This window comes from Desulfitobacterium dehalogenans ATCC 51507 (assembly GCF_000243155.2).
GTDB classification, from domain to species: domain Bacteria; phylum Bacillota; class Desulfitobacteriia; order Desulfitobacteriales; family Desulfitobacteriaceae; genus Desulfitobacterium; species Desulfitobacterium dehalogenans.
The window spans coordinates 310,279-332,229 of the sequence record NC_018017.1 but is presented as its reverse complement, the minus strand read 5'-3'; the positions used below and the strand labels follow the sequence as shown (position 1 = coordinate 332,229).

Below are 21,951 nucleotides of genomic sequence, written 5' to 3'. Positions count from 1 at the left end.
TTCTGTGATGTGTCTAATATACAGGCGTGATCACTGCCTTGTTTTGAACAATAAAGACCATGCACACTATCAGCAGCCCGGCAATGAAGACCGGGTAGAGGATAGCCGACAACCTCCAAAGAGATTTTCCTTTACCAGGCCGTTGTGCCAAGGCATTCCACTTGGGCGCCAAGGGTATTGCAAACACTACACCAAGTCCGAGAGGCATCCAGTTCTCCCTTAAAAACACGGGGAGCAGGGTGCTCCAAAAACCGTTGTTGTTCAGCCCTAACATGGAGGCGAAATATTGTCCCGCAGTATACAGAGAAGGGCTTCGCAACAATACAAATCCGAGCAAAACCGCAAGCAGCGTGTATACATGCTTTAAAAAGCGTCCCGAAATGCGCTCAGCATAACCAAAAAAGTGTTCCGCCAGCAAGAGAAGAAAATTCCATACACCCCAGAATACAAATGTCCACTCAAAACCTCCGACAAACAAGGCAAACACTATCCATGTAATAAGCAGATTCCGTATCACAAGGTCTTGATTTTCCGTCCTGGGAAGGAACCCAAATACATATTTCCGGAACCAGGCCAGGGGTGTGATGTTCCAACGGCGCCAGAAATCCGTCATATTCGTGGCTACGAAGGGATAGCAAAAATTCTCCGGCAAATCAAACCCGAACATCTCCCCCAGGCCAATGGCCATGTCGGCAAAGGCGGAAAGTTCATAATACAATTGCAGGCCAAAAGCGAACAGCCCCAGCCAGGCCAGGCTTACCGGCAGTTGTACTACGGTATTGTCCATGGCCGCTTGGGTGAAGATGTAGTTCACCAGATAGGAAAGCTGATCCGCCAGCAAAAGCTTTTTCGCAAGACCTACCACAAATCTGCACAAACCCCGGCTAAACTTGTCAATGGTATGTTGGCGTTCAGTGAACTGCCGACGCATCATCCCATAATCCACCAAGGGACCCAAGGTGATCTTAGGAAAAAAGGCCAGGTGCAGCCCCACATAAAGGGGGTTTTTCTCGGCAGTTACCTCGCCGCGGTAGACATCCAGGCAGTAACCCACCGCCTGCAAGGTGTACCAGGCAAGCCCCAAGGGCATCAAGACCTGAAAAGAGGGTGCCACACAACCAAACCAGGAGGGGAGAAAGGCCAGCATTTGGTTTATCCATTGAAATGCCAGTAAAAGTAGCACATTCATCCCGACGGCTATTCCGGTCAAGGCCTTGCTGCTGTGCCCTTTCTTTTGCCGGGTCGCGATGGCCAAGCCCATGGCATAATTCCATGCCATAGAGAGCAAAAGCGCCAACACATAGACAGTCTGGCCAAAGGCATAAAACACCAGGCTGGCCAGCAGCAGTATGACATTTTGCGCGGGCCGGTAAAAGAAGAAAAGGAAGTACAAAATCAAGCAGGTGGGTAAAAAAACAAGCATAAATGCCAAGCTGGGAATTGGCATAACTAAGCCTCCTATTTACGAGATGCGTAGAAAGCGGGGATGAGGAATACCAGCACGGTCACCAACAAAAGTAAGGGAGAATATATGGAAAGCCCGGTGTTTACGATAGTGGATTTTCGCAATATCCGGAGGTAAGGGCCTATGGCTGCGGCGTGCTGTGTAATGCTGGTTTTCAGCCTGTATACCTCCTGGCGGAATTCATCCGTATTTCTTACCAGTTCATGGTTTTCCCCGTAATTTTGCATGCTGTATCTGTTGAAAGTTGTGTACACATGAGCCCACCGGGTCCACTCTCTGTCGGTGGCTGGGCCCAAATGAGCTACAATGGCATCGATGGTGCCGAGATAGTTCTCATCGGAAAGGGGCCCCCGCCTAAGCTGGGTATATCGTTTTTCCAGCTTTGCTAAAAAATCCGAATCACGTATCAGCCGGTCGAACCATGGCTTGATCTGAAAGGCTGTTACATTCACATTCAAAGGTTCGGATTTGTAATTGTCCATTGCGTTATCCAGATCCCATACCGGACCCATATACAGCTTGCCGCCCACCTCCTTGTACATATAGGTGGAGTTGATACCCGCGTCGTAGCTGCCGAAAAATTCATTAAAAATAAAGTAGTCGATGAAAGAATCCACATCGATATAGCGGGGGTAGGTAGAGAAAACATGCTCGTCGTCAGAATACAGAACCTTTTCAATCCGGCTGATGTCTCCTGTGACAAAATCGATAGTTTCCTTTGTAGCGTTTTTCATGGTGGGATAGATCAGCCCCAGATAATGTTCGTTCAATTCATCAGGAGTAAATCTCAATCCCTTTTGCGTGGCCCAGGTGTCCAGGATAGTGTCATCCTCTGCAAACCGATCGCGCCGGACAATGTAGGACGGATAGGGATCGGAGGATTTTGACTCTGAAATAGCAACGCGCTCCTCACCCTGCTTGATGCTTTCAATCAGCAGATACACACCCTCGTAATAATACCGGCCATTCTCGTGGTACACCACCTCGCAGTACCGTGAATCCGGTGTAAAGGGCATGAATTGTGAAGCAAGGCGGTAGGAAAGGTAATTTCGCATCATGCTTTTGTCAGCCATGGAGCCGTTGAGCACCCATTCGCATTCCGCTCCAAGATCCAGCAAATCCAAAAAATTGTCTTGTCCGGATTCTGTCTGCAGCTTGATTAAATACTGGGCTTTTTGGTACAGCATCGAGCTGTTGCCCCTGCGCTTAATGGCGATGGGACTTACATGATCCGGCTCGCTCTTCAGGTTGTTGAGGCCGCCGGTGTCAATCACGTGGATACTCCCGTAGCGGTAGGGTTCTACCCCGGGAATGAGTTGGAAAACGCCATCTTCACCCTGCTGGGTGCTGATGGGCGGACGCTCGTTCCCGGTATCGATGACAATAAGAGGTAGATGGGTGGAAAAGGTGTCGTCCACGCTCCAATCCTCTTGGGATATTCCCTGCATGACGTTTTCGGTTTTGGGCGCCGCTGGCAGCGGAGCATTGTAAGAGTTAGGATGCTCTGTCCGGTGCGGTACTGCGGTCAGAAGACTTAAACCGAGTACTGCCAAAAGCAATGCCGCTATTGAAATGACAGCTATCTTCCGCTCGTTTCTCATGGACATGTCCCCTATCGGTTGATTTCGTCATTTTGGCTGATTAAATTTACTGCCGTCATACCTTCTATTTTATTCAGATAGGAGGTAAGGGAACCGATCTGTTTCTCCGCCTGCTGCACCTGTTTTTGTGATAACTCATAGATATGTTCAATGAAGCTATTCGAGGTGTTCTTCACTTTAAATTGAGCTTTGCCGCCGAAAATCTGATCAATGGCCTTTTCCAGGGCCTGTTCGGCAACACTTTCTCCCCGCAGCACAAGCAGATAACGGTCGTTGCTCTTTACCGCCCCGAACATCAGCATGAACAAGAAGATGATGCCCGAGCCGATGGCAGACAAAAGATACTCCTGAACGCCACAACAAACACCCACAGCGATACCCCAAAAGATATAAGCAGTGTCTCGCGGATCCTTAATGGCCGTGCGGAAACGGACAATGGACAGGGCCCCTACCATACCCAGTGAAAGAGCAATATTATTGCCGATTACATTCATCACCAGCGTGGTGACGAGGGTGAGCATAATCAGCGACACATTGAACTTAGCGCTGTAGACGGCACCCGAATGGGATATGCGGTATGAGATAAAAATCACTACGCCCAAGATTCCGGCAATCAAAAAATTCAAAAGAATATCTTGTAATGTAAGGGCACCGGTACTCGCCTCCAGCCCAGCCAGCAATTGATCTTTCATCGTTATGTAGCTCCTCCTCTATAGATAAGATAGTGCAACACAATCGGGTTTTACTCTAAACTGTGGGTCATAAAACGCGACATGACATACTTGCTGTAGGATACGGGTACTTTGTCAATGTCATCCAGCAAGTCCTTAATATAACTAAACAGGAAATGGTTATATTTAACCTCCAGCGTTACATCATCAGGCCAGCCCACAGGATACAGGAAGGCATCGTCTCTATACAAATCCAAATATCCTTCCGTTGCCATAAGTTTGCTGTCGAAGGTAATACGGATATCGTTGGCCGGAACAATAAAGGCATACCGTCGGTATTGTACGATGCATTTGGGCCGATACATTTGCTCACTCATAAAACGGTACAGCTGTTGGGCAAGAGGGAGTTGCATCCTAGCCAAGGATGTATAGTCCCCTGTCGTCAAATGAAGAGCCATATCCCGCGGAATTGTGATAGATCGCTTGTGTTGCCAAAGACCCTGCTTCTCTTTCAGTTCTAACTTCGCCGTGGTAGCTTCAGGCGAATAAACGCGCAGTCGTATTTTTCTGCGGCTTTCAAGGCCATCTTTTTTTTCTTCAAGATCACGATTCCAAAGCGTGTCAAAATAGAGTGACCGCACAAGATACCCATCAGATCCATTGTGGGGATCACCCTGCAAAACCTTGCCTATGTATTGCTTTGCTCGCGATGCATTGTCAAAGGCAACACGATACTTGATCTCCCGCCTGCGCACATCATGTATATTACTCATAAAAAGCCTTCCCTTTATCTTCTATAGATTGTGAGATATCCAGTGTGTCAATATATAGCCTTAGGCAAAACACCCATCTTTAAATTATAGCAAATTAGCCTGAATCGGCGCTTGAAAAATCTGAACTAGAATGCTCTTCTAATGGACAAAAAAAGAAAATTTTAAGTACTTTTTTCTTTTTTGAATATTTTTTAGCATCAAGTAAATTCAAGAAAATTTAGACAACTGTTACTATTGTAACATACATAAATAAATCCTTGTGCTAATCTAAAACCAAGAAGTGCACAAGGAGGTAATATCAATGATTGAGCAGTATATGGCCTTAGCCATACAACCTACCATGCGTGGTGCAGAAAAAAGGGAGGATATCAAACGGAATATTGCCCACATCTCAGATGTCATCGATGCCGCAGTATGGTTAAGCGGAATTGAAATGCCGGTAAGACTCATTACTATTCCAGAAGGTGCTCTGCAAGGATTTACTGATGAATTATTTGATTGGGATCACCAATACTTTGTAGATCATATGGCCATTGATATTCCTGGTGAAGAAACTGAACTTCTTGGCAAAAAAGCCAAGGAGTACAACGCCTATCTCATAGCTCAGGCCAAAGTAAAGCACCCTGAGTTTCCCGGCCGCTTCTTTAATTCTGCTTTTTTGATTGATCCGAAAGGAGAAGTCATTCTACAAAGTTACAAAATGCAGGTTTTCTGTCAGGAACATTCCACCGTTCCCCATGATGTGTGGGACAAATGGATAGAGCTTTATGGTTATAAATTAGACTCTTTTTACTCCGTAGCCGACACAGAAATCGGCAGAATCGGCCTCTTGGTGTGCCAAGAGGGGGATTACCCTGAACCGGCGCGAGGACTCGCCATGAACGGTGCGGAAATCATCTACCGGTCCAGTGCTCCTGAACCGGCAGTAGCCAATGGGTGGTGGGAACTTCAAAATAGAGCCCGGGCTTTGGATAATACCTGCTATGTGGTGGCACCTAATGTTGCCACCTATTATCCCTCCCAAGCAGCCGAACTGTCTGTCGACACCTTCGGCGGCCAATCCATGATCGTCAACCACCATGGAGAAGTGATCTCCAACCATAAGTATGGTTCAGGAAGTTCCTATGCCGGAGCTATTATCGATATTGAATCTCTGAGGGAATACCGCGAACGTTCCCTCTTCGGAAACTGGATGAAAGACTTGCGTACTGAGCAATTCAAACTCATCTACGAAGAGCCCCTCTTTGAAAAGAATCTATGTATGAACCGCGCTCCCTTAAAACACAAAGACACCCACGAGATTTACCGCCAGCATGTCCGAAAATTGATCGAACGCGGTATTTGGGTCGAATCCGCTCGGTCTAAAAAATAACCCACGATCTCTCATTATGAATCCATAAGCTAAAAGGAGGATAGCTTCGGGTCAAATCCCGAAGTTTCCTCCCTTTATATTTTTCCCGAAAATTGAGGTTTTGCTACCCATTATTATTGTACAATATAATTGTAACGCAATGATTGGGGGTACGATCATGAATTACTTCGTTCCAAATATCTATTCTCAACCAACGGATACAAACCTATGGAATATTCTTTTAAGCAGTGGGATACCAAGGCATTATCAAAAAGGTGAATTTGTATTCGAGAAGAATCAGCCCAGCAACGGACTTATTTGCCTGAAGAAAGGCAAGGTAAAGGTCTCCAGCTTTTTCTCTGAGGGAAGTGAAAAAATCTTTGGCATCCTCGTAGCCCCCGCAATATTTGGGGAAACAGAAACCCTGGACCAAGGCCCGCGCATGGTCTCGGCAACCGCTCTAAGCAAAGTTGAAATCGTCGCTATTTCTGGGGATAGAATGAAAGAGCTTATCTATGCCTATCCGGAAATTGCTCTATATATTATTCAGTCCATTGGGGTTAAATTAAGATGGACAACTTTACAAGCTGAAGATTTGTCCACTCAAAAAATTGAGGACCGGCTGGCAAGATTGTTATTGGATTTTAAACACTATGGTATTTTCACCAGTAAAAATAACGATAACTGCCTGATGATTACCCATGAAGAACTGGCCCACTTTATTGGCACAGCACGTTCCAAAGTAACAACCTATCTTAACGAATTTGCCCAAAAAGGCCTTATCCATCTCAGACGGGGAGAAATAACGATTCTTGACACGGCAGCGCTTAATAAGTATGCTCATAAGAGTTAAGACCTGTAAGGGGCCCTTCATCGTCATAGAATTGATATTAAAAAAATGAGGAGGTTGATAAAATTATGAATCTAGTAAAAATTACTGCCGGTGGGTTTAACTTCATTGCACGACTTGAGGAAAAAGAGGCCCCCCAAACTTGTGCGGCATTTAAAAAGCTTCTGCCATTTAAAAACAAGATTATCCATGTTCGGTGGAGCGGAGAGGCCGTTTGGGTTCCCTTAGGCGATTTCAAATTAGGAGTGGGCTATGAAAATCCTACCAGTCATCCTGCCAAAGGGGAGATCCTTTTATATCCGGGTGATATTAGTGAAACAGAGATTTTCATCCCTTATGGAGGGGCTTGTTTTTCAAGCAAAATTGGGCAATTAGCAGGAAACCATTTCTTAACGATCATTGAAGGGAATGAAAACTTAGGGAAATTAGGCCAAATTGTTCTGTGGCAAGGGGCTCAAGACATACTCGTTGAAGACTATTCGGCTGCCGAAATCCATTAATGCAATGGAGAAAAATTTAAAGAAAATATTCAGAAACATCAAAAACAAAAGAGGATTTCGAAAAGAAACGGCGAAAACATATATCAAACATTGTCGACAAGCGACTGTCGCGCGTCGGTCATTCCCTATATTTTTAATGGAGGGATACTCACATGAAAAAAACTATGTTTGATCCTGCAGAACAAAAGAAGATTGGAATGCTGACCCCATCTTCAAACACAGCCCTGGAGCCTATTTGCTCAAGAATGGTTTCCGGCTTAGAGGATCTTGTTACCATGCACTATTCACGTTTAGAGGTGACAAAGATTTCTTTGGAAAAAGACGCTTTATCTCAGTTTGATCTCGATCCATTTCTACGTGCCTCAGAATTTCTCGCCCATGCCGATGTTGATGCCATTGCCTGGAACGGAACATCAGGTGGTTGGACAGGCTTCGAATTCGACAGGATGGTATGTGAGAAAATCACCGAAACGACGGGGATCCCAGCAACCACCTCCATGCTTGCTATGCTGGAAGCGTTTGAGGAAAACAATGTAAAGACTCTCCACATGGTTACTCCTTACATCCCTTCCATCGATGAGCTCATTGCTAAACAATTTGAAGAAAAATGCGGTTACAAAGTCATTAATTCTCGCGGCTTGAATCAAACCGTTAACCGTTCTTTCAGTTTAGTTACGCCGGAACAGATTGATGAGATGTGTAAAGAAGTCAGCGTTGATGCCGCTGATGGAATCAGCATCATTTGTACCAATTTAAGATCCACTTGGCAAATCGAACAGCTCGAAAGAGATTATGGCATCACTGTTTACGATAGTACCGCAGTCACTGTATGGAAAACCTTAAAAATGGTCGGTGTAGATCCTGGTGTCGTTAAAGGCTGGGGTAGATTATTTGAGGCAAAATAAATAGCCTCTCGGAATGAAAAGGCTGAAAGAAAAGACAACTTTTGCAAACGGTTCGGAAAGGGGCGAATTCTACAGGAATTCGCCTTTTTCATTCTCCTCGCGATGGATACCCTTGCCTTAAGCTCATGGCTGGTCGCTACATATCCCCATAACGGACTTTCGTAGTCTAGTTGATCGCCATGGGTGGCGTACAAAAACGCCTTTTACCCTCCCTGCTCAAATACATGCTATTTATGGCGTGGTGCAAGACTCCAGCGTTCCGAGCTTACTTTACAAGTGTTCATTAGCTTGCCGATCTCTGATATCTCTATTTCGACCTTATCATTAACATCTAAGGACGAACCGTAACCACCAGGTGTACCTGTTAAAATAATATCTCCGGGTAACAGCGTTGTAATATGAGAAACGAAACTTACTAGGTACTCTATGCCAAAGATTAAATCAGCAGTAGTACCTTTTTGTTTTTGCTGACCGTTTACAGAAGAAGTAATCATTAAATTATGGGCATCAATTCCACTGACGATCCAGGGCCCCAAAGGGAGAAACGTATCGAAGGACTTTGAGCGGGTCCATAGGGTGTCGGCCCTCTGCAAATCCTTTGCAGTTACATCATTAGCGATTGTATATCCCCAGATATATTCATGAGCTTCCTCTTCAGGCACTAGATGCGCTTTTTTCCCTATGACAATGGCTAGTTCCGCTTCAAAGGCTAAATCCTCCGTCATTGCCCATTTGATGATATCATCTCCTGGATTTGTAATGCTTGTCGATGGTTTTATAAATAAAAGAGGTTCTTTAGGCCATTGTGCTCCTGGCTCGAGGACTGTGTCTTTATAATTAAGACCAACACAGACTGCTTTTGTAGGGTTACAAGGGGCCAATAGCTTAAGGGAGGAAAGATCATGTTCTATTCCGGATTCTTTAAAATCGGAAAGCTCCTCACCGATCAGCTCTGCAACTATATCTCCTTTGACTAATCCGAAGCAAATCTTATTACCATTATTAAAACGAACGTACCGTTCCATCGGACACCCCCTGCATATAACTACTGGCGCACTATCCTATATGGTGCTTCCATAATCTTTTTCAATCTGACGTCTTCTAAACCCAAAACCACCCTTAAACAAATTGCCTCAAGGGCAGTGTTAGAAGAGGGGGTTATGCATAATCGTGGCAAAGGATTCTAGCAAAAGTATGCTAGAATCCTTTAGTAATATTAGCGTGTGCGATCCAATAGTGCGGCTAGAGCTGCCGGCAATCCCTTATTCGGCTTCAGGGGGGGTTGAGCAAAGCTTCCTTTCACTGCGTAGCCAGGATTTAGTGCAATAAGCGATTCGCAATGACGCACTGCACTAGACACTCCGTCCACTACAGGCACTGGTAACTGTCCTTCAAGGCTACGGGCAAGACCTGCCAGAGGCGCTCCCGCCAGTATGATAACGTCAGCACCATCCTTCTCGACCGCCTCAATCGCCAACTCTTTTAAGCGCTCAGCATGATCTTCCTGTACAGTACCGATATTACGCAGTGTATCATTCAAAGACCGTATGCTTGCAAGACGGGTCGTAAGGTGACTACGTTCGACAGTTTCCAGATACCACGCCTTAATCCGCGAGGAAATAGCAATAATGGAAAAACGCTGACCTAAAAGACATGCCGATGCTAAAGCGGCTTCCGTCATTCCCACCACAGGAACGTTAAGCATTTCTTTGATCCCCAAGAGCCCGGGATCACCAAAAGCGTCAATAATTACACCATCATATTCCCCCTGGCGTTCAGCTGCAACGCACGCCGCAGCATACCCGCCAATAAGAGCCTCTATGCGAGTTTCAATATACTCTACGCCAAAAGGTGCCGTTGCGAACAACAATTCAGTTTCTGGAGAAGCTACACGTCTTGACTCTTGTGCAATAAGGTTTGTAACGCTTTCTGAAATATTTGGATTTATGACTAGAATTCGCATTACATTTCACTCTCCTTTCTTCTCGAAGACATACGCACACTTGGCCCGATATGGGCTTGACTCAAGCAACACCGATTTTCTTTTCATAGTTGATGAGTGAACCAGCAACAGCAAGGAGGATACCTGCAGCAACGAAGATCAGAAGACCTGCATGGAACGATCCAGTGAATTTTACAATTAAACCGATGTAGATTGGAGTGATAACCCCTGCAATGTTACCAGCGAAGTTCATGCATCCACCGAGTACACCGACATGGTGACGTTGTGCGATGGCTGCCGGAACACTCCAGAAGATACCTGCCCAGCGCAAAAAGAACAATGCAGTGGACAACAAAACAATAGCCATGGTTAAGGAACTTGCTCTTGTGAGGAGGAAGATAGAAGCTGAGGTTGCAAGACCTGCTATGCCAATGCAAGTTTTCATAACCGTGTTATATTTACCACCCACTTGACGCCATTTGTCAACGAGTTGACCACCAATAAGCTCGCCCACAAAGCCACATCCAAAGATGAGTAATGTAGAGAAACCAATAGCCTTAATATCAATGCCCTGAGTCTTAGCGAGGAAACTTGGTCCCCATGTTAACAGGCCATAGAATACGGTATTGAAGGAGAACCAGCCTAAGCACATACCCCAGAAACTTTTGTTGGATAGGTATGTGGATGTTTTAAGCTCCGTCTTGGTTTCTTTCTGAGCTTCTTCCTGTTCTTGAGATAGGTGACTTTGGATATATTCACGTTCAGCCTCATTAACTCCTTTGTGGGTAGCTGGATTTCCCCTAAGGACATAATAGCAGATAACTCCAAGAACAATGGTCAAGATACCGGCGCCTATGAGCGCTCCGCGCCATCCACCAAACCACGCCATGAAAGCAATAATGATGGGTCCGCCGACTGCTGTACCTAATGGAGCACCACTATCGATGATTGTCGCTCCTCTGGCTCTTTCCTTACTTGGAAGCCAAACACCCTGCAATTTTGCTCCGGCAGGCATAATTGGAGCTTCTGTAACTCCGAGGAGAACCCGGAAGAACATCAGGGAGCCGGCGCTGTTTACAAAACCGGTCAAGGTTTGTGCGATTCCCCAGCCCACCGCCGAGCCAAGCACTACTTTCGACGGGTTAACCCTATCAAGAAGGAAACCAGAAGGAATTTGCATTAGGGCATAACCCCAGAAGAAGGAACTGAGAATAACTCCGACAATTGCAGGATCCAAGTTTAAGTCCTTTTGAATCGCGGGCATAGCAATAGATAAAACCGCACGGTCAACATAATTGATAGTGACAAGTACCAACATAGCAATGAAAACGTACCAACGTACATTCGTCGGTTTAACGTTACCCACTAGAGTGCTTTTGGATTCATGATCTTGCTTTGATGCATTCGACATGTTCCTAACCTCGCTTCTTTCAGTTTAATTTGTTGGTGGTAAATTGCTAGTGCTCTTTGGTTTCTGAAAAGCTTTTTGAATCGAATTTGAACTCGAGGATATGAGTGTATTCAGTTCTACTCCTTTCCCAAACTTCTGTATACGGTAGTTGATAGACTGTCGACAGTATATATATTCTTTGTTCTTCGCAATAATCCTTCATAAATTTTAGCGAATTCAGAAAAAAAATTTCATTTACAATATTGGGAGTAATGGCTTCATTCTAAATAGGAATATGGGTTAATCCCTGTTGCGGATTTTCCCTACAAGTTTAATAATGATGTTCCCATGATATCATGGATTAATGTTTAAAACCGAGTGAAGCTGCCGCTTTCTCGGTTTTAAACATTAATCCAATAAGTTTTGAGGAGGAGTTAATTAATGGTGCGGAGTTTTACACTTTACCGGTCTAGCTTTTTAAAGTTTGACGAGCTATAAATTTTCCATCCCCCGGCTCGCCAACATATTTTCCTTCGTCAACAATCAATTCTCCTCGCAGCAGAACCTTATCGACCCGGCCTTTCATCCTCAATCCTTCATATGAAGTGTAGTCGGAAGCCTGATGCTGCTCCTTTGCCGTAATCGTCCATTCTATCGCTGGGTCAAAGATCACAAGATCGGCATCGCTTCCCGGAGCAATCGTTCCCTTTTGCGGAAATAAGCCAAAAATCTTCGCAGGTTTTGTTGCAATAAGATCAACAAATCGCGAAAGATCTATTCCCCGTTCGGTTAAGGTATGATACATCAGGGTAAAACGCTGTTCAATTCCCGGCCCCCCATTAGGGATAAGAGTATAATCATCTTTACCGAGTTGCTTATGAGTAGAATAGTTAAACCCATTGTGATCTGACGAAATAATATCTATACCCCTATTCTTAATACCTACCCATAATCTTTCTTTTTCCTCTTTGCTCCGCAACGGGGGTGATATGACATATTTGGCAGTTCCGAATTCGCCTTGCCGATATTCATCATCGTCCAAGACCAGGTAATGCGGGCAAGATTCTGTGTGAATCGGGGCAGGAGCTTGGGCACCAGTTATGATATTAACTCCCTCCAGATTGCTGACATGGGCAACGAGCATAGAACATTTAGCGGTCTTCGCCAGCGCAATGGCCCGATTAATCGCTTCATTTTCGCTGATTAAGGGGCGGCTCAGGAAATGATAATAGGGTTCAAGTTGTTTTTTCTTCTTATGTCCGTTTTGCAGGGATGAGATAATCGCCCCATTTTCCGCATGAACACAGGCCAGTCCACCTAAACGAGCTAATTCTTCCATAAATTTAAGCAGTTGTTGATCATCCAAGGCTAAATCATTGGCCATAAATAGTTTAAAGGAAGTAATGCCGGAATCGATGAGGTCTTCAATCTCTGCTATCGTCTGCTCATCCGGATTGGTTACGATGACATGAAACCCATAATCAATAGCAGCTTGGCTCTCGGCCAAGGCATGAGCACCATCGATACTTTCATGCATGCTCTTGCCATATTCCTGTAAGACATAATCAAGAATCGTAGTGGTCCCGCCTAGTGCAGCTGCTATCGTTTCCGTATCATATCCTGCTGACAAACTGCCATCAGAACAAGGGACATTCATATGGACATGAGCATCGATTCCGCCTGGAAAAATGAGCTTATCCTGAGCATCAATCTTAACATCGGCCTCACCTCCGATGTTTGTCCCGATGCAGGCTATTTTTCCATCTTCAATTAAGAGATCTGCTTTGATATATTCTGAAGCGGTAATTATCGTGCCATTCTTAATAAGAGCTTTCATACTCTAACACCTCCGTATACAGTCGACACTTTCTCGGCTAGTCAGAAAATATAAGTTTCACGGCGCGCAAAGTCAACCAGAGACTTCGCTTTCGCTAAAGCTCGGCAAAGCCGGATTTTCTTTGAGTAGTTTATTTCTTCAATACGTTTTTATAAGCCAAGCTATAGAACTCAAAATCGTTCGTAATATGAATTCTTAACAATCTCTCGGCCTCAGCCCCATTTCTTTCCGTAAGGGCTTTTAGAACCTCTTCATGTTCATCCAGGTAATCCCCTTCTCTCTGGTAACATTCAAACTCTGTTTTCCGCGAAAGAATAATGAGTGAGCGAATTTTTTCAATGATTCCAATCAAGCGTCTGTTGCCGCTGCTCTGAATAATAATATCGTGGAATTGAGTGTTTGACTCGACAACTTTCTCGTAGGCATTTTTATTATGATAGGCCCGAGCTTGTGTCACAAGGTTGCGCAGGGAATCCAAATCTTCGGTCGTTAGTTTATCTGCAGCGATTTTGGCAGCAAAGGGCTCTACCGCCATTCTGCATTGATAGATTTCTTCCATATCCGAAAATTCCATCGGGTTAACAACCAGTCCAGTGGACGTTACCACGACCAATTCGTCCTGTTCGAGCATGCGTAAAGCCTCTCTTACTGGACTGCGGCTAACCCCCAGCTCCTGAGAAATTTTGTTTTCATAAAGTCTTTCCCCACGGCTAATCTCACCATTCAATATTTGGTTTTTAAGAATCTCATATATTTGAAGATGAAATGGCAGGCTTTTCGTTATTGCACTCATAATATCCTCCTCGAGTTCCATGTCGACAGTCTTCCAAATAAATATATTCGTTATTTTTCCCCTAATTCCTGCCTATTCATCCCCTTTTTGTATACAGAATCTCTCCCTACAGCGGTAAGACACTATTCGTAGGTCATGGCAGCTTATACTTTCTGATCTATCTAAAAAGCCCCGTAGTAAATCTACTACGGGGCAATCCATAGACCTATAAAAATCTTACCCTTCACTCCCCATCTCATAAGGCTTAATCAATCCATACAACGTTTCGATGGTGGGCAGTTTCATATCCTTTTTACCAGCCAGACGGATCGCGGCGCCCTGAAGGCTCTCTACTTCCAGAAGCAATCCTTTGCGCATGTCCTGATGCATGGAGGATGTGGAGCCTTTTGCGTATTTCGGCAGACCCTCCACATTTTGTTCCACGAAATCCTCGGATAAAGCTACTCCGTAGGCATCGGCCAGACTTTTCATCTCTTCCAGGGAATGGCGGTAGACTTTTATCGTGGCCTCATGAGCGCAGATTTGATCCGTGGTGAGATCTCCGGCGGAGGTGACCCCGGAGAATACGGCGATAAAGGCATACTTACTCCAGATTTCATTCAAGATATTCTCCGTATATTTTACCTTGATGTTGGCCTTCGACATCGCTTGTTCCAGCTGCAAGCAAAATTCCTTACCGGAGGGTTCCAATTCTCCGAAGATGATCTGGTGGACTTTGCCGGTATGATGAATGGTTCCTTCTGAGTCGAGAGTGGAGATGATTTTGCAGACGCCACCCAGAACATTCTCTTGGCCAAACTCCTTAGCCAGTAGTTCAAAATGCTCTACCCCATTGAGAAAGGGCAGTATTTTGGCCCCTCGAGCCACTAAGACCTTGAGCTGGGGAAGGCTTGCCGCCAGCTGATAGTTTTTCAATCCCAGCAGCACTAAGTCACAGGCAGGAATATCCTCCGCATTGATGGCTATCTGAGGAGCCTCAAGGGTCAGATCCCCTACCCCACTCTTGATCACCAGGCCCTTGTCTCTCAGCTGAGCTGCCCGTTTCTCACGTACTAAGAAAGTTACATTAAGTCCGCTTTCCGCCAATCTTGCGCCAAAGTATCCTCCGGTAGCTCCAGCACCCACTACTGTTATGTTCATAGCCTCTAGTCCTTTCTCTTAGCTTTTTTGATAGAGCGATTTCTCTATATTCTATTTTACTCAAATCTTCGGATATTGAAAAGAATCCGGTTGTGGTTCATATATCGGGTCATGATAATATGCTTGCTCCAGTTCAATCTCCGCTTTTTCAACTTGTATAGCAACTTGGGCCAGGTAATTTTTCGGATTCTGCATAACGACTTCATCAAGGATGTATTCCGTATATATGTCACCACATATGTTCAAGCCATTATCATTAATATATTTTTTAATCCTGCTGTATAAAGCATCTGTTTGTCCATAGCTGGTATATTCATAGCCAATGACATATAGTCCGGCAGGTTTAAGGAAATTGGCACGAATATCATCATTATTCAGCGTGTAATAATAATTGGACAGAAGGTGATAGCCCTTTATCGTTAAAAATTCTCTTTTGATGATACAGCCAATTGGTCTTCCGAATTCAATCTCTTGACGAATACAGGTTTCATGGAATTCAGAAAGATATTCCCAGGCCTCTTCAAGTGATTCTGTTTCAGGTATATCCGGACCTAGAAATAGTTTTTCTTCCGGGAAATATCCGCATTCAATTTTTCCGGGTTCAATATATCGCCCTTTATAAGTAAGTTCAAGGCGCTTATTAATTAAACTATAGATTCTTTCGAGCCTTATCATCTCCTGCTCAATCAGATCTTTGCGCTTCTCCAATAAATGTATAATATTATCCGGAGAACGCTTATTCAAATAATCCCTCACTTCTTTTAAAGGAATACCCATTTCACTCAAGGTTTTTATAATCATTGCTGTATCAATTTGACCGAAAGAATAGTAACGGTAGCTATTATCACTTACTTTTTCTGGAGAAATCAATTTCTGTTTGTCGTAAAAAATCAAAGCTTTTCTAGATATTCCAGTAATAGAACCAAATTTACTTACTCTTATAAAATTCATGCCACTCCTCCTTTGTCTAATGGAGTTCAGTGATAAAGGAAACTTGCTTCAGGTGGAGTTTTAACTCCACCTGAAGCAAGTTTCCTTTATCCAGGATAAAAAAAGGCTTGACTGTATAGCTAGTGTATACTTTAAAATTCAAAAATGTCAAGGCTATTGCCTTTAACAATTTCAGCTAAACTTATTAAAGGAGGAAAGAATGTGAAAGGTCTTAAAAAAATCATTTTATTCATGGCGCTTATCGCACTTGTCTTCTCAAGTACTGCCTGCACCGCGCAAAAAAGCTCTGAGGTAAAAACATACTTAGGTACAGGTGAGGGAATTCACGGTTCTATCGAGGTTGAGGTTTCTCTGCAGGACAAAAAAATAACCGACATTAAAGTTTTAAAGCAAAATGAGACTCCGGATCTTGGAGGCGCAGCTATTACTAAGCTTATCGAAGACATGCTTAAGTATCAGAGTATCGCTATTGATACTGTATCCGGAGCCACCCTATCCAGTAACGGACTTATAGCGGCTGTTACAAAGGCCTTAGAACAAGCAGGGGTAAACCTGGCTGACTATCAAAAAAAACCCGAAAAAAATCAGGCTGCCAATAAAACGATCAACAAAGAAACTGAAGTTGTTATCATTGGCGGAGGCGGATCCGGGCTTGCAGCAGCAGTATCTGCCCATCAAAATGGAGCTAAGGTCTTAGTCCTGGAAAAGATGCCAAACGTAGGCGGTAATACGCTTATTTCCGGCGCCGCCTATAATGCCGTTGATCCAAAAAGACAAGGAGCGGCAGGAATAGAGGACTCAATTGAAAAGCACTATACTCACACATATGAAGGCGGGGACAAGCTTGGTAAGCCGGAGCTTGTAAGAACATTAGTCGAAAACGCCTATCCCACTCTTGAATGGTTAGAAAGTCTTGGCATGAAATATGAAGATACCATCGAGACAATTGTCGGTTCTTTATGGGCCAGGGGTCATATTCCAGTAGAGCCGCTTGGAACCGGTTATGTCAATGCCTATATGAACTATATTAAACAGCATAGCGATGAAATTGAAATTATTACCCATGCTAAAGCAACGGATTTAATCGTAGAAGACGGCAGAATTACCGGTGTAAATGCTGAAGGCGAAAATGGAAAAATCGTTGCCAAGGCCAGCAAAGGAGTCATTATCGCAACCGGCGGATTTAGCGCCAATGTTGAAATGAGGGAGTCCTATAATACAATTTGGCCATCACTAAAAAATCTTAAAACAACGAACCAACCGGGAGCTACCGGAGATGGCATCGTCATGGCTGAAAAAGTCGGGGCAAACCTTATCGGAATGGAATATATTCAGCTGCACCCTACAGGAGATCCCAAAACAGGCGGACTTGACGGGAACGTGGCAAGGGATATCGAAGACAACATTTTTGTCAATAAAAACGGTCAGCGTTTTGTCGATGAAGGATCGCGCAGGGACGTTATGTCTAAAGCCATATTGGAACAAGAAGGCGCTACAATGTGGGTTATTGTCGATAAGCATTCTTATCCGGAAGGATCAGATGACAGTGAGTTCTTTGGATCAATCGATTCTTTAATTGCCGAAGGCAGGGCTTATAAGGCCGATACCCTTGAGGAACTTGCCCAAATGATGGGTATTAATCCGGAGAATCTTGTCAAAACAGTAGCAGAATTTAATAAACATGTTGAGTCGAAAACGAAAGACCAATTTGGCAGAACTCTTTATCGTAATAAAATTGATACAGCTCCTTTTTATGGCGGAGCACGTGTTCCTGTAGTTCACCATACAATGGGTGGGATTGAAATCAATAAAGATGCTCAAGTTCTAGACAAAGACGGAAAAATAATACCTGGCTTATATGCTTCCGGTGAAGTGACCGGTGGTGTCCACGGTTCAAACCGTTTAGGCGGTAATGCAATGGCAGACATCAATGTCTTTGGGAAAATAGCTGGAGCAAGTGCTGCCAAGAATTAATGGAATATCTATCTTTATTACTGAACCAACCCATCCTTCTCGCCGCCTATAGAGGCGGCGGGTGCCCAAGGGCGGCTAAAATTCAGTATGGACTCAGGCTTTCTCTTCAGCGGGAGTCGAATCTCCCGCTGATGGAAGTCTCGTTCAATGTAAAAGGGCTTTATATCAAGGTATATCTGGAGTATAATAAAGTCAGATTAAAAAAGCTGAGATGCAGGAACATCTTAGCCTATATGCAACCTAATCCGCAAGAAGTGGCCATAGTGGGAATATGGATAGCTAAAAAATAGCCTTTATCCTTGCTCATGGGGCTATTTTTTAGTTATCTCAAAAGACAACTTGAGAATTCCTAAGACGAGTGTTGCGACCGCTGTCGCCATTTTAAGGAGGTTTTTTAGTGAAGAAAAATAAAGGGTTGCTATGGATTGCTCTCCTGTTCAGCATCTTGGCTTTTACCGGATGCATGGGCTCAGATGATCAGTATGCCCCCGATAAAGCTGCCATAGAAACCTTAGTCAACGACTACTTTACAGCTGCCTTTAACATTGATTACACTACCTGGACCGGTGAAAATGAGCTCCCCTTTTTAACTCCCGACCGGGCAAAGATCATGCAAGGACTCTTTGCAGATTTCAAACAGTCTTTCATAGATAATCAGCTTACTCAAGAAGTGGATGCTGTGGAGATTATACGTGTTAATATTGAAACCGAAACCAGCGGAAATGTATACTGTATCGTTAAAGTATCAGGTTACGATAATGGCTCGGCCTATAGGGAAACCATTGAGTATTCCATACCAGTCAAAAAAATTGAAGGAAAATGGCTCATTGATGATTTCAAAATTCAATCCATTGAGTAGTTTTCCGCCAACAAAAAAGCCAGAATAAAATCTGGCTTTTTGCATTTATTGATAGGTTTTCCCGCCGCAATCTTTTTATTTCTTAGCTTGATCCGGTGGGTTTGAATGCTTGCAGGAAGTGCAGTCTCCTCCGCAGCCCCCGCATGGGTTATCCTTTTTCCTCCAGATGGAACGTATGGCCGCCAAAAATCCCACCATGATGAGCACAAGAAGAAAACTACTTAATCCATCCATCGGTCTACACCCACCCTATCATTATACCAAAGAGATTGACTAATAGGGCCACCACCCAAGCGATAACACATTGTATAACCACTACACCCACTGCCCATTTTCCGCCAAGTTCACGCTTTACAGAGGCGATGGCCGCCACACATGGAGTATACAGCAAGGTAAATACCAGAAATACAATGGCTGAGAAGGGAGTGAACATACTTGACAGAGAAGCGGCAGATCCTCCCAATAATACGGTCAAAGTGGAAACCACGCTTTCTTTAGCCATGAATCCCGTGATAAGAGCCGTCGAAATCCGCCAATCTCCAAAACCAAGAGGTACGAAAATCGGAGCAATCATACCCGAAACCAAAGCCAGCAAGCTGTCCTGGGAATCGGAGACCACATTCAAGCGCGGGTCAAAATACTGCAGGAACCAAATAATAATCGTTGCCACAAAAATCACGGTAAAGGCTCTGGTAATAAAGTCCTTGGCTTTGTCCCACAGAAGCTGCCCTACATTCTTGAAACCTGGCATGCGGTAATTGGGAAGTTCCATAACAAAGGGGACCGGTTCTCCTTTAAACATCGTTCCTTTTAAAAGCAAGGCAAAAAGTATCCCCACCACGATTCCGGTAAAATACAGCCCGATCATCACCAGGGCTCCGTACCTGGGGAAGAATGCCGCCGTAAAGAGAGCGTAAATCGGCAGCTTAGCAGAACAGCTCATAAAAGGAGTCAGCAGAATGGTCATTTTGCGGTCCCGTTCGGAAGGAAGGGTCCTGCTGGCCATAACCCCGGGAACAGAGCACCCAAACCCGATCAGCATGGGCACGATGCTGCGGCCGGAAAGGCCGATTTTCCTTAAAAGCTTGTCCATGACAAAGGCCACCCGGGCCATATAACCACTATCCTCAAGGATGGATAGGAAGAAGAACAAGGTCACGATAATCGGCAAAAAGCTCAACACACTGCCCACACCGGCAAAGATACCGTCAATAATCAAAGAGTGGACAACAGGGTTAATCCCGTAGGCGGTCAAGCCGAGATCCACCACCCCCGACAGCCAGGTGATTCCCATGTCTAGGATATCCGCTAACCAGGTGCCGATCACGCCAAAGGTCAGCCAGAAGACCAGACTCATAATCCCCACAAAAGCTGGAATGGCTGTAAATTTCCCTGTCAGTACATTATCAATGGCCACACTTCGGGCGTATTCCTTGCTCTCTTTAGGCTTAACCACCGTTGCATCGCATATTTCTTTGATGAATTTAAACCGCATATCCGCAATGGCTGCCCCATGATCCAAGCCTCTCTCTTCTTCCATCTGTTGAATGATATGGTCGAGAAGTTCCAGCTCGTTTTGATTCAAATCCAGCGCTTTGAGAATCTCCTCATCCCCTTCAGCCACCTTGCTGGCAGCAAAGCGCAGAGGAATTTGAGCCTGTTGCGCATGATCTTCAATCAGATGGATGATGGCATGGAGACAGCGGTGGACAGCGCCGTTATCGTGTTCCGGATCGCAAAAGTCCATCCTTCCGGGCCGTTCCTGGTTTTTGGCCACATGGATGGCGTGATCCACCAGCTCCTGGATTCCTTCGTTTTTGCTTGCCACGATGGGGACAACAGGTATTCCCAGCCTATTCTCCATTTCGTTAATGTGAATAGAACCGCCGTTTTCCCGTACTTCATCCATCATGTTCAGGGCCAGTACCATAGGAATGTTCAATTCCATTAACTGCATAGTGAGATACAGATTTCTTTCGATATTGGTGGCATCCACGATGTTAATGATCCCCTTGGGCTTGTCCTGAAGCAAAAACTGACGGGTCACCAGTTCTTCATTGCTGTAAGGGGACATAGAGTAGATTCCCGGCAGATCAGTGACCAGAGTATTGGAGTGCCCCCTGATGACGCCGTCTTTTCTATCCACCGTCACTCCCGGAAAGTTGCCTACCCGTTGATTGGAACCGGTCAGTTGGTTAAATAGGGTCGTCTTACCGCTGTTCTGATTGCCCGCCAGAGCAAAGGTAAGGAGCTCGCTGTCCGGCAGGGGGTTGCCATCCGCCTTCGTGTGAAATATTCCGGTCTCCCCAAGGCCTGGATGCTTGACCTGTTCCCTCTTCTTAGTTCTTTCCGATAACTTTTCCACCTCATCAACCGCTAGGATTTCAATTTCTTCTGCATCGGCCAGGCGCAGTGTCAATTCATAGCCGTGTATGCGCACTTCCATAGGGTCTCCCAAGGGTGCCAGCTTAACCATCGTCACGATGGCACCGGGGATGACGCCCATATCGAGAAAATGCTGACGCAGGGCACCCTTCCCGCCTACGGAGACAATAGACGCACTTTGGCCTGTTCCTAATTCATTAAGCTTCATAATAATCTCCTAGCCTTCTTTTTAGAGCATCTTAGACTAATATTTCTTTTTAAATCTTAACTACTCTTTTCACATTCCAACCTCATATACATTCCACTACAAAAGTTAGTATAGCCTTACTCGTGAGATAATCAATAGGGTTTATCAAATTATTTAAGAATTTAAGGGCCATTAGCAGTTTATTAACAAAGTTATCCCCTTTATCCACAGCTTTGTGGATATTTTTGTGGATAAGTAGGGGCTTTTATGGAAAAATGGGAAAATGTACTTTAAAATATTACCAATCAAGCTCATCCATTGATTATTGTATAATTTAGTTTAGTAAATACTCTCTTGTTTAAAACAAAATTTCACAA

The 21,951-nt window shown here is 44.6% G+C and carries 20 protein-coding genes; 7 read left to right on the top strand and 13 right to left on the bottom strand.

What is annotated here, in order from left to right; translation table 11 throughout:
• Positions 1 to 13: 13 nt before the first annotated feature.
• Genes DESDE_RS01575 through DESDE_RS01560 form a run of 4 tightly spaced genes read right to left on the bottom strand, consistent with a single transcriptional unit; the run spans position 14 to position 4,510 of the window.
• Positions 14 to 1,447, bottom strand: coding sequence for an MBOAT family O-acyltransferase (locus DESDE_RS01575; RefSeq protein ID WP_014792291.1), 1,434 nt, complete (start codon positions 1,445 to 1,447; stop codon positions 14 to 16).
• An 11-nt stretch (positions 1,448 to 1,458) separates the two neighbouring features.
• Positions 1,459 to 3,066, bottom strand: coding sequence for a CotH kinase family protein (locus DESDE_RS01570; RefSeq protein WP_014792290.1), 1,608 nt, complete (start codon positions 3,064 to 3,066; stop codon positions 1,459 to 1,461).
• Between the two features lie 11 nt (positions 3,067 to 3,077).
• Positions 3,078 to 3,758 carry a DUF4956 domain-containing protein gene (locus DESDE_RS01565; RefSeq protein WP_014792289.1) on the bottom strand — a complete coding sequence of 227 codons (681 nt, stop codon included), beginning with the start codon at positions 3,756 to 3,758 and terminating at the stop codon, positions 3,078 to 3,080.
• Between the two features lie 50 nt (positions 3,759 to 3,808).
• Complete coding sequence (locus DESDE_RS01560; protein WP_014792288.1) at positions 3,809 to 4,510, bottom strand: polyphosphate polymerase domain-containing protein; 702 nt, start codon at positions 4,508 to 4,510, stop codon at positions 3,809 to 3,811.
• Between the two features lie 301 nt (positions 4,511 to 4,811).
• On the opposite strand from DESDE_RS01560, the gene DESDE_RS01555 reads away from it, so the two are divergent.
• From DESDE_RS01555 to DESDE_RS01540, 4 genes are all read left to right on the top strand, one after another.
• Complete coding sequence (locus DESDE_RS01555) at positions 4,812 to 5,882, top strand: nitrilase-related carbon-nitrogen hydrolase (protein WP_014792287.1); 1,071 nt, start codon at positions 4,812 to 4,814, stop codon at positions 5,880 to 5,882.
• A 157-nt stretch (positions 5,883 to 6,039) separates the two neighbouring features.
• Entirely contained in the window at positions 6,040 to 6,714 is a 675-nt protein-coding gene (locus tag DESDE_RS01550; RefSeq protein WP_014792286.1) for a Crp/Fnr family transcriptional regulator, read from the top strand.
• A gap of 65 nt (positions 6,715 to 6,779) precedes the next feature.
• Positions 6,780 to 7,211 carry a DUF3830 family protein gene (locus DESDE_RS01545; protein ID WP_014792285.1) on the top strand — a complete coding sequence of 144 codons (432 nt, stop codon included), beginning with the start codon at positions 6,780 to 6,782 and terminating at the stop codon, positions 7,209 to 7,211.
• A 152-nt stretch (positions 7,212 to 7,363) separates the two neighbouring features.
• Complete coding sequence (locus DESDE_RS01540) at positions 7,364 to 8,116, top strand: maleate cis-trans isomerase family protein (protein ID WP_014792284.1); 753 nt, start codon at positions 7,364 to 7,366, stop codon at positions 8,114 to 8,116.
• A 227-nt stretch (positions 8,117 to 8,343) separates the two neighbouring features.
• On the opposite strand, the gene DESDE_RS01535 is transcribed toward DESDE_RS01540, so the two are convergent.
• The 7 genes from DESDE_RS01535 to DESDE_RS01505 form a co-directional block, all read right to left on the bottom strand.
• Positions 8,344 to 9,141, bottom strand: coding sequence for a fumarylacetoacetate hydrolase family protein (locus DESDE_RS01535; protein ID WP_014792283.1), 798 nt, complete (start codon positions 9,139 to 9,141; stop codon positions 8,344 to 8,346).
• Between the two features lie 191 nt (positions 9,142 to 9,332).
• A complete protein-coding gene (locus DESDE_RS01530; protein WP_014792282.1) occupies positions 9,333 to 10,079 on the bottom strand; it encodes an aspartate/glutamate racemase family protein in 747 nt (248 codons plus the stop codon).
• 61 nt (positions 10,080 to 10,140) lie between these two features.
• Complete coding sequence (locus DESDE_RS01525) at positions 10,141 to 11,424, bottom strand: MFS transporter (protein WP_242831304.1); 1,284 nt, start codon at positions 11,422 to 11,424, stop codon at positions 10,141 to 10,143.
• Positions 11,425 to 11,917: 493 nt separating this feature from the next.
• Positions 11,918 to 13,285 (bottom strand): dihydropyrimidinase, encoded by a 1,368-nt coding sequence (hydA, locus tag DESDE_RS01520; protein WP_014792280.1) that lies wholly within the window; start codon positions 13,283 to 13,285, stop codon positions 11,918 to 11,920.
• A gap of 130 nt (positions 13,286 to 13,415) precedes the next feature.
• On the bottom strand, positions 13,416 to 14,078 hold the full coding sequence (locus DESDE_RS01515; protein ID WP_014792279.1) for a GntR family transcriptional regulator: 663 nt from the start codon (positions 14,076 to 14,078) through the stop codon (positions 13,416 to 13,418).
• Positions 14,079 to 14,294: 216 nt separating this feature from the next.
• A complete protein-coding gene (locus tag DESDE_RS01510) occupies positions 14,295 to 15,218 on the bottom strand; it encodes a ketopantoate reductase family protein (protein WP_014792278.1) in 924 nt (307 codons plus the stop codon).
• A 60-nt stretch (positions 15,219 to 15,278) separates the two neighbouring features.
• A complete protein-coding gene (locus tag DESDE_RS01505; protein WP_014792277.1) occupies positions 15,279 to 16,169 on the bottom strand; it encodes a MerR family transcriptional regulator in 891 nt (296 codons plus the stop codon).
• A gap of 201 nt (positions 16,170 to 16,370) precedes the next feature.
• On the opposite strand from DESDE_RS01505, the gene DESDE_RS01500 reads away from it, so the two are divergent.
• From DESDE_RS01500 to DESDE_RS01490, 3 genes are all read left to right on the top strand, one after another.
• Positions 16,371 to 18,143 (top strand): flavocytochrome c, encoded by a 1,773-nt coding sequence (locus tag DESDE_RS01500; RefSeq protein WP_014792276.1) that lies wholly within the window; start codon positions 16,371 to 16,373, stop codon positions 18,141 to 18,143.
• A complete protein-coding gene (locus DESDE_RS01495; protein WP_014792275.1) occupies positions 18,143 to 18,433 on the top strand; it encodes a hypothetical protein in 291 nt (96 codons plus the stop codon). The genes DESDE_RS01500 and DESDE_RS01495 overlap by 1 nt, the downstream gene beginning before the upstream one ends.
• A gap of 107 nt (positions 18,434 to 18,540) precedes the next feature.
• Positions 18,541 to 19,002 carry a hypothetical protein gene (locus tag DESDE_RS01490; protein ID WP_014792274.1) on the top strand — a complete coding sequence of 154 codons (462 nt, stop codon included), beginning with the start codon at positions 18,541 to 18,543 and terminating at the stop codon, positions 19,000 to 19,002.
• Positions 19,003 to 19,077: 75 nt separating this feature from the next.
• On the opposite strand, the gene DESDE_RS20905 is transcribed toward DESDE_RS01490, so the two are convergent.
• Entirely contained in the window at positions 19,078 to 19,236 is a 159-nt protein-coding gene (locus tag DESDE_RS20905; protein WP_019849242.1) for a FeoB-associated Cys-rich membrane protein, read from the bottom strand.
• 4 nt (positions 19,237 to 19,240) lie between these two features.
• The gene (gene feoB, locus DESDE_RS01485) at positions 19,241 to 21,595 is read right to left on the bottom strand and encodes a ferrous iron transport protein B (protein ID WP_014792273.1); all 2,355 of its coding nucleotides are present in this window, start codon (positions 21,593 to 21,595) and stop codon (positions 19,241 to 19,243) included.
• Positions 21,596 to 21,951 lie beyond the last annotated feature (356 nt).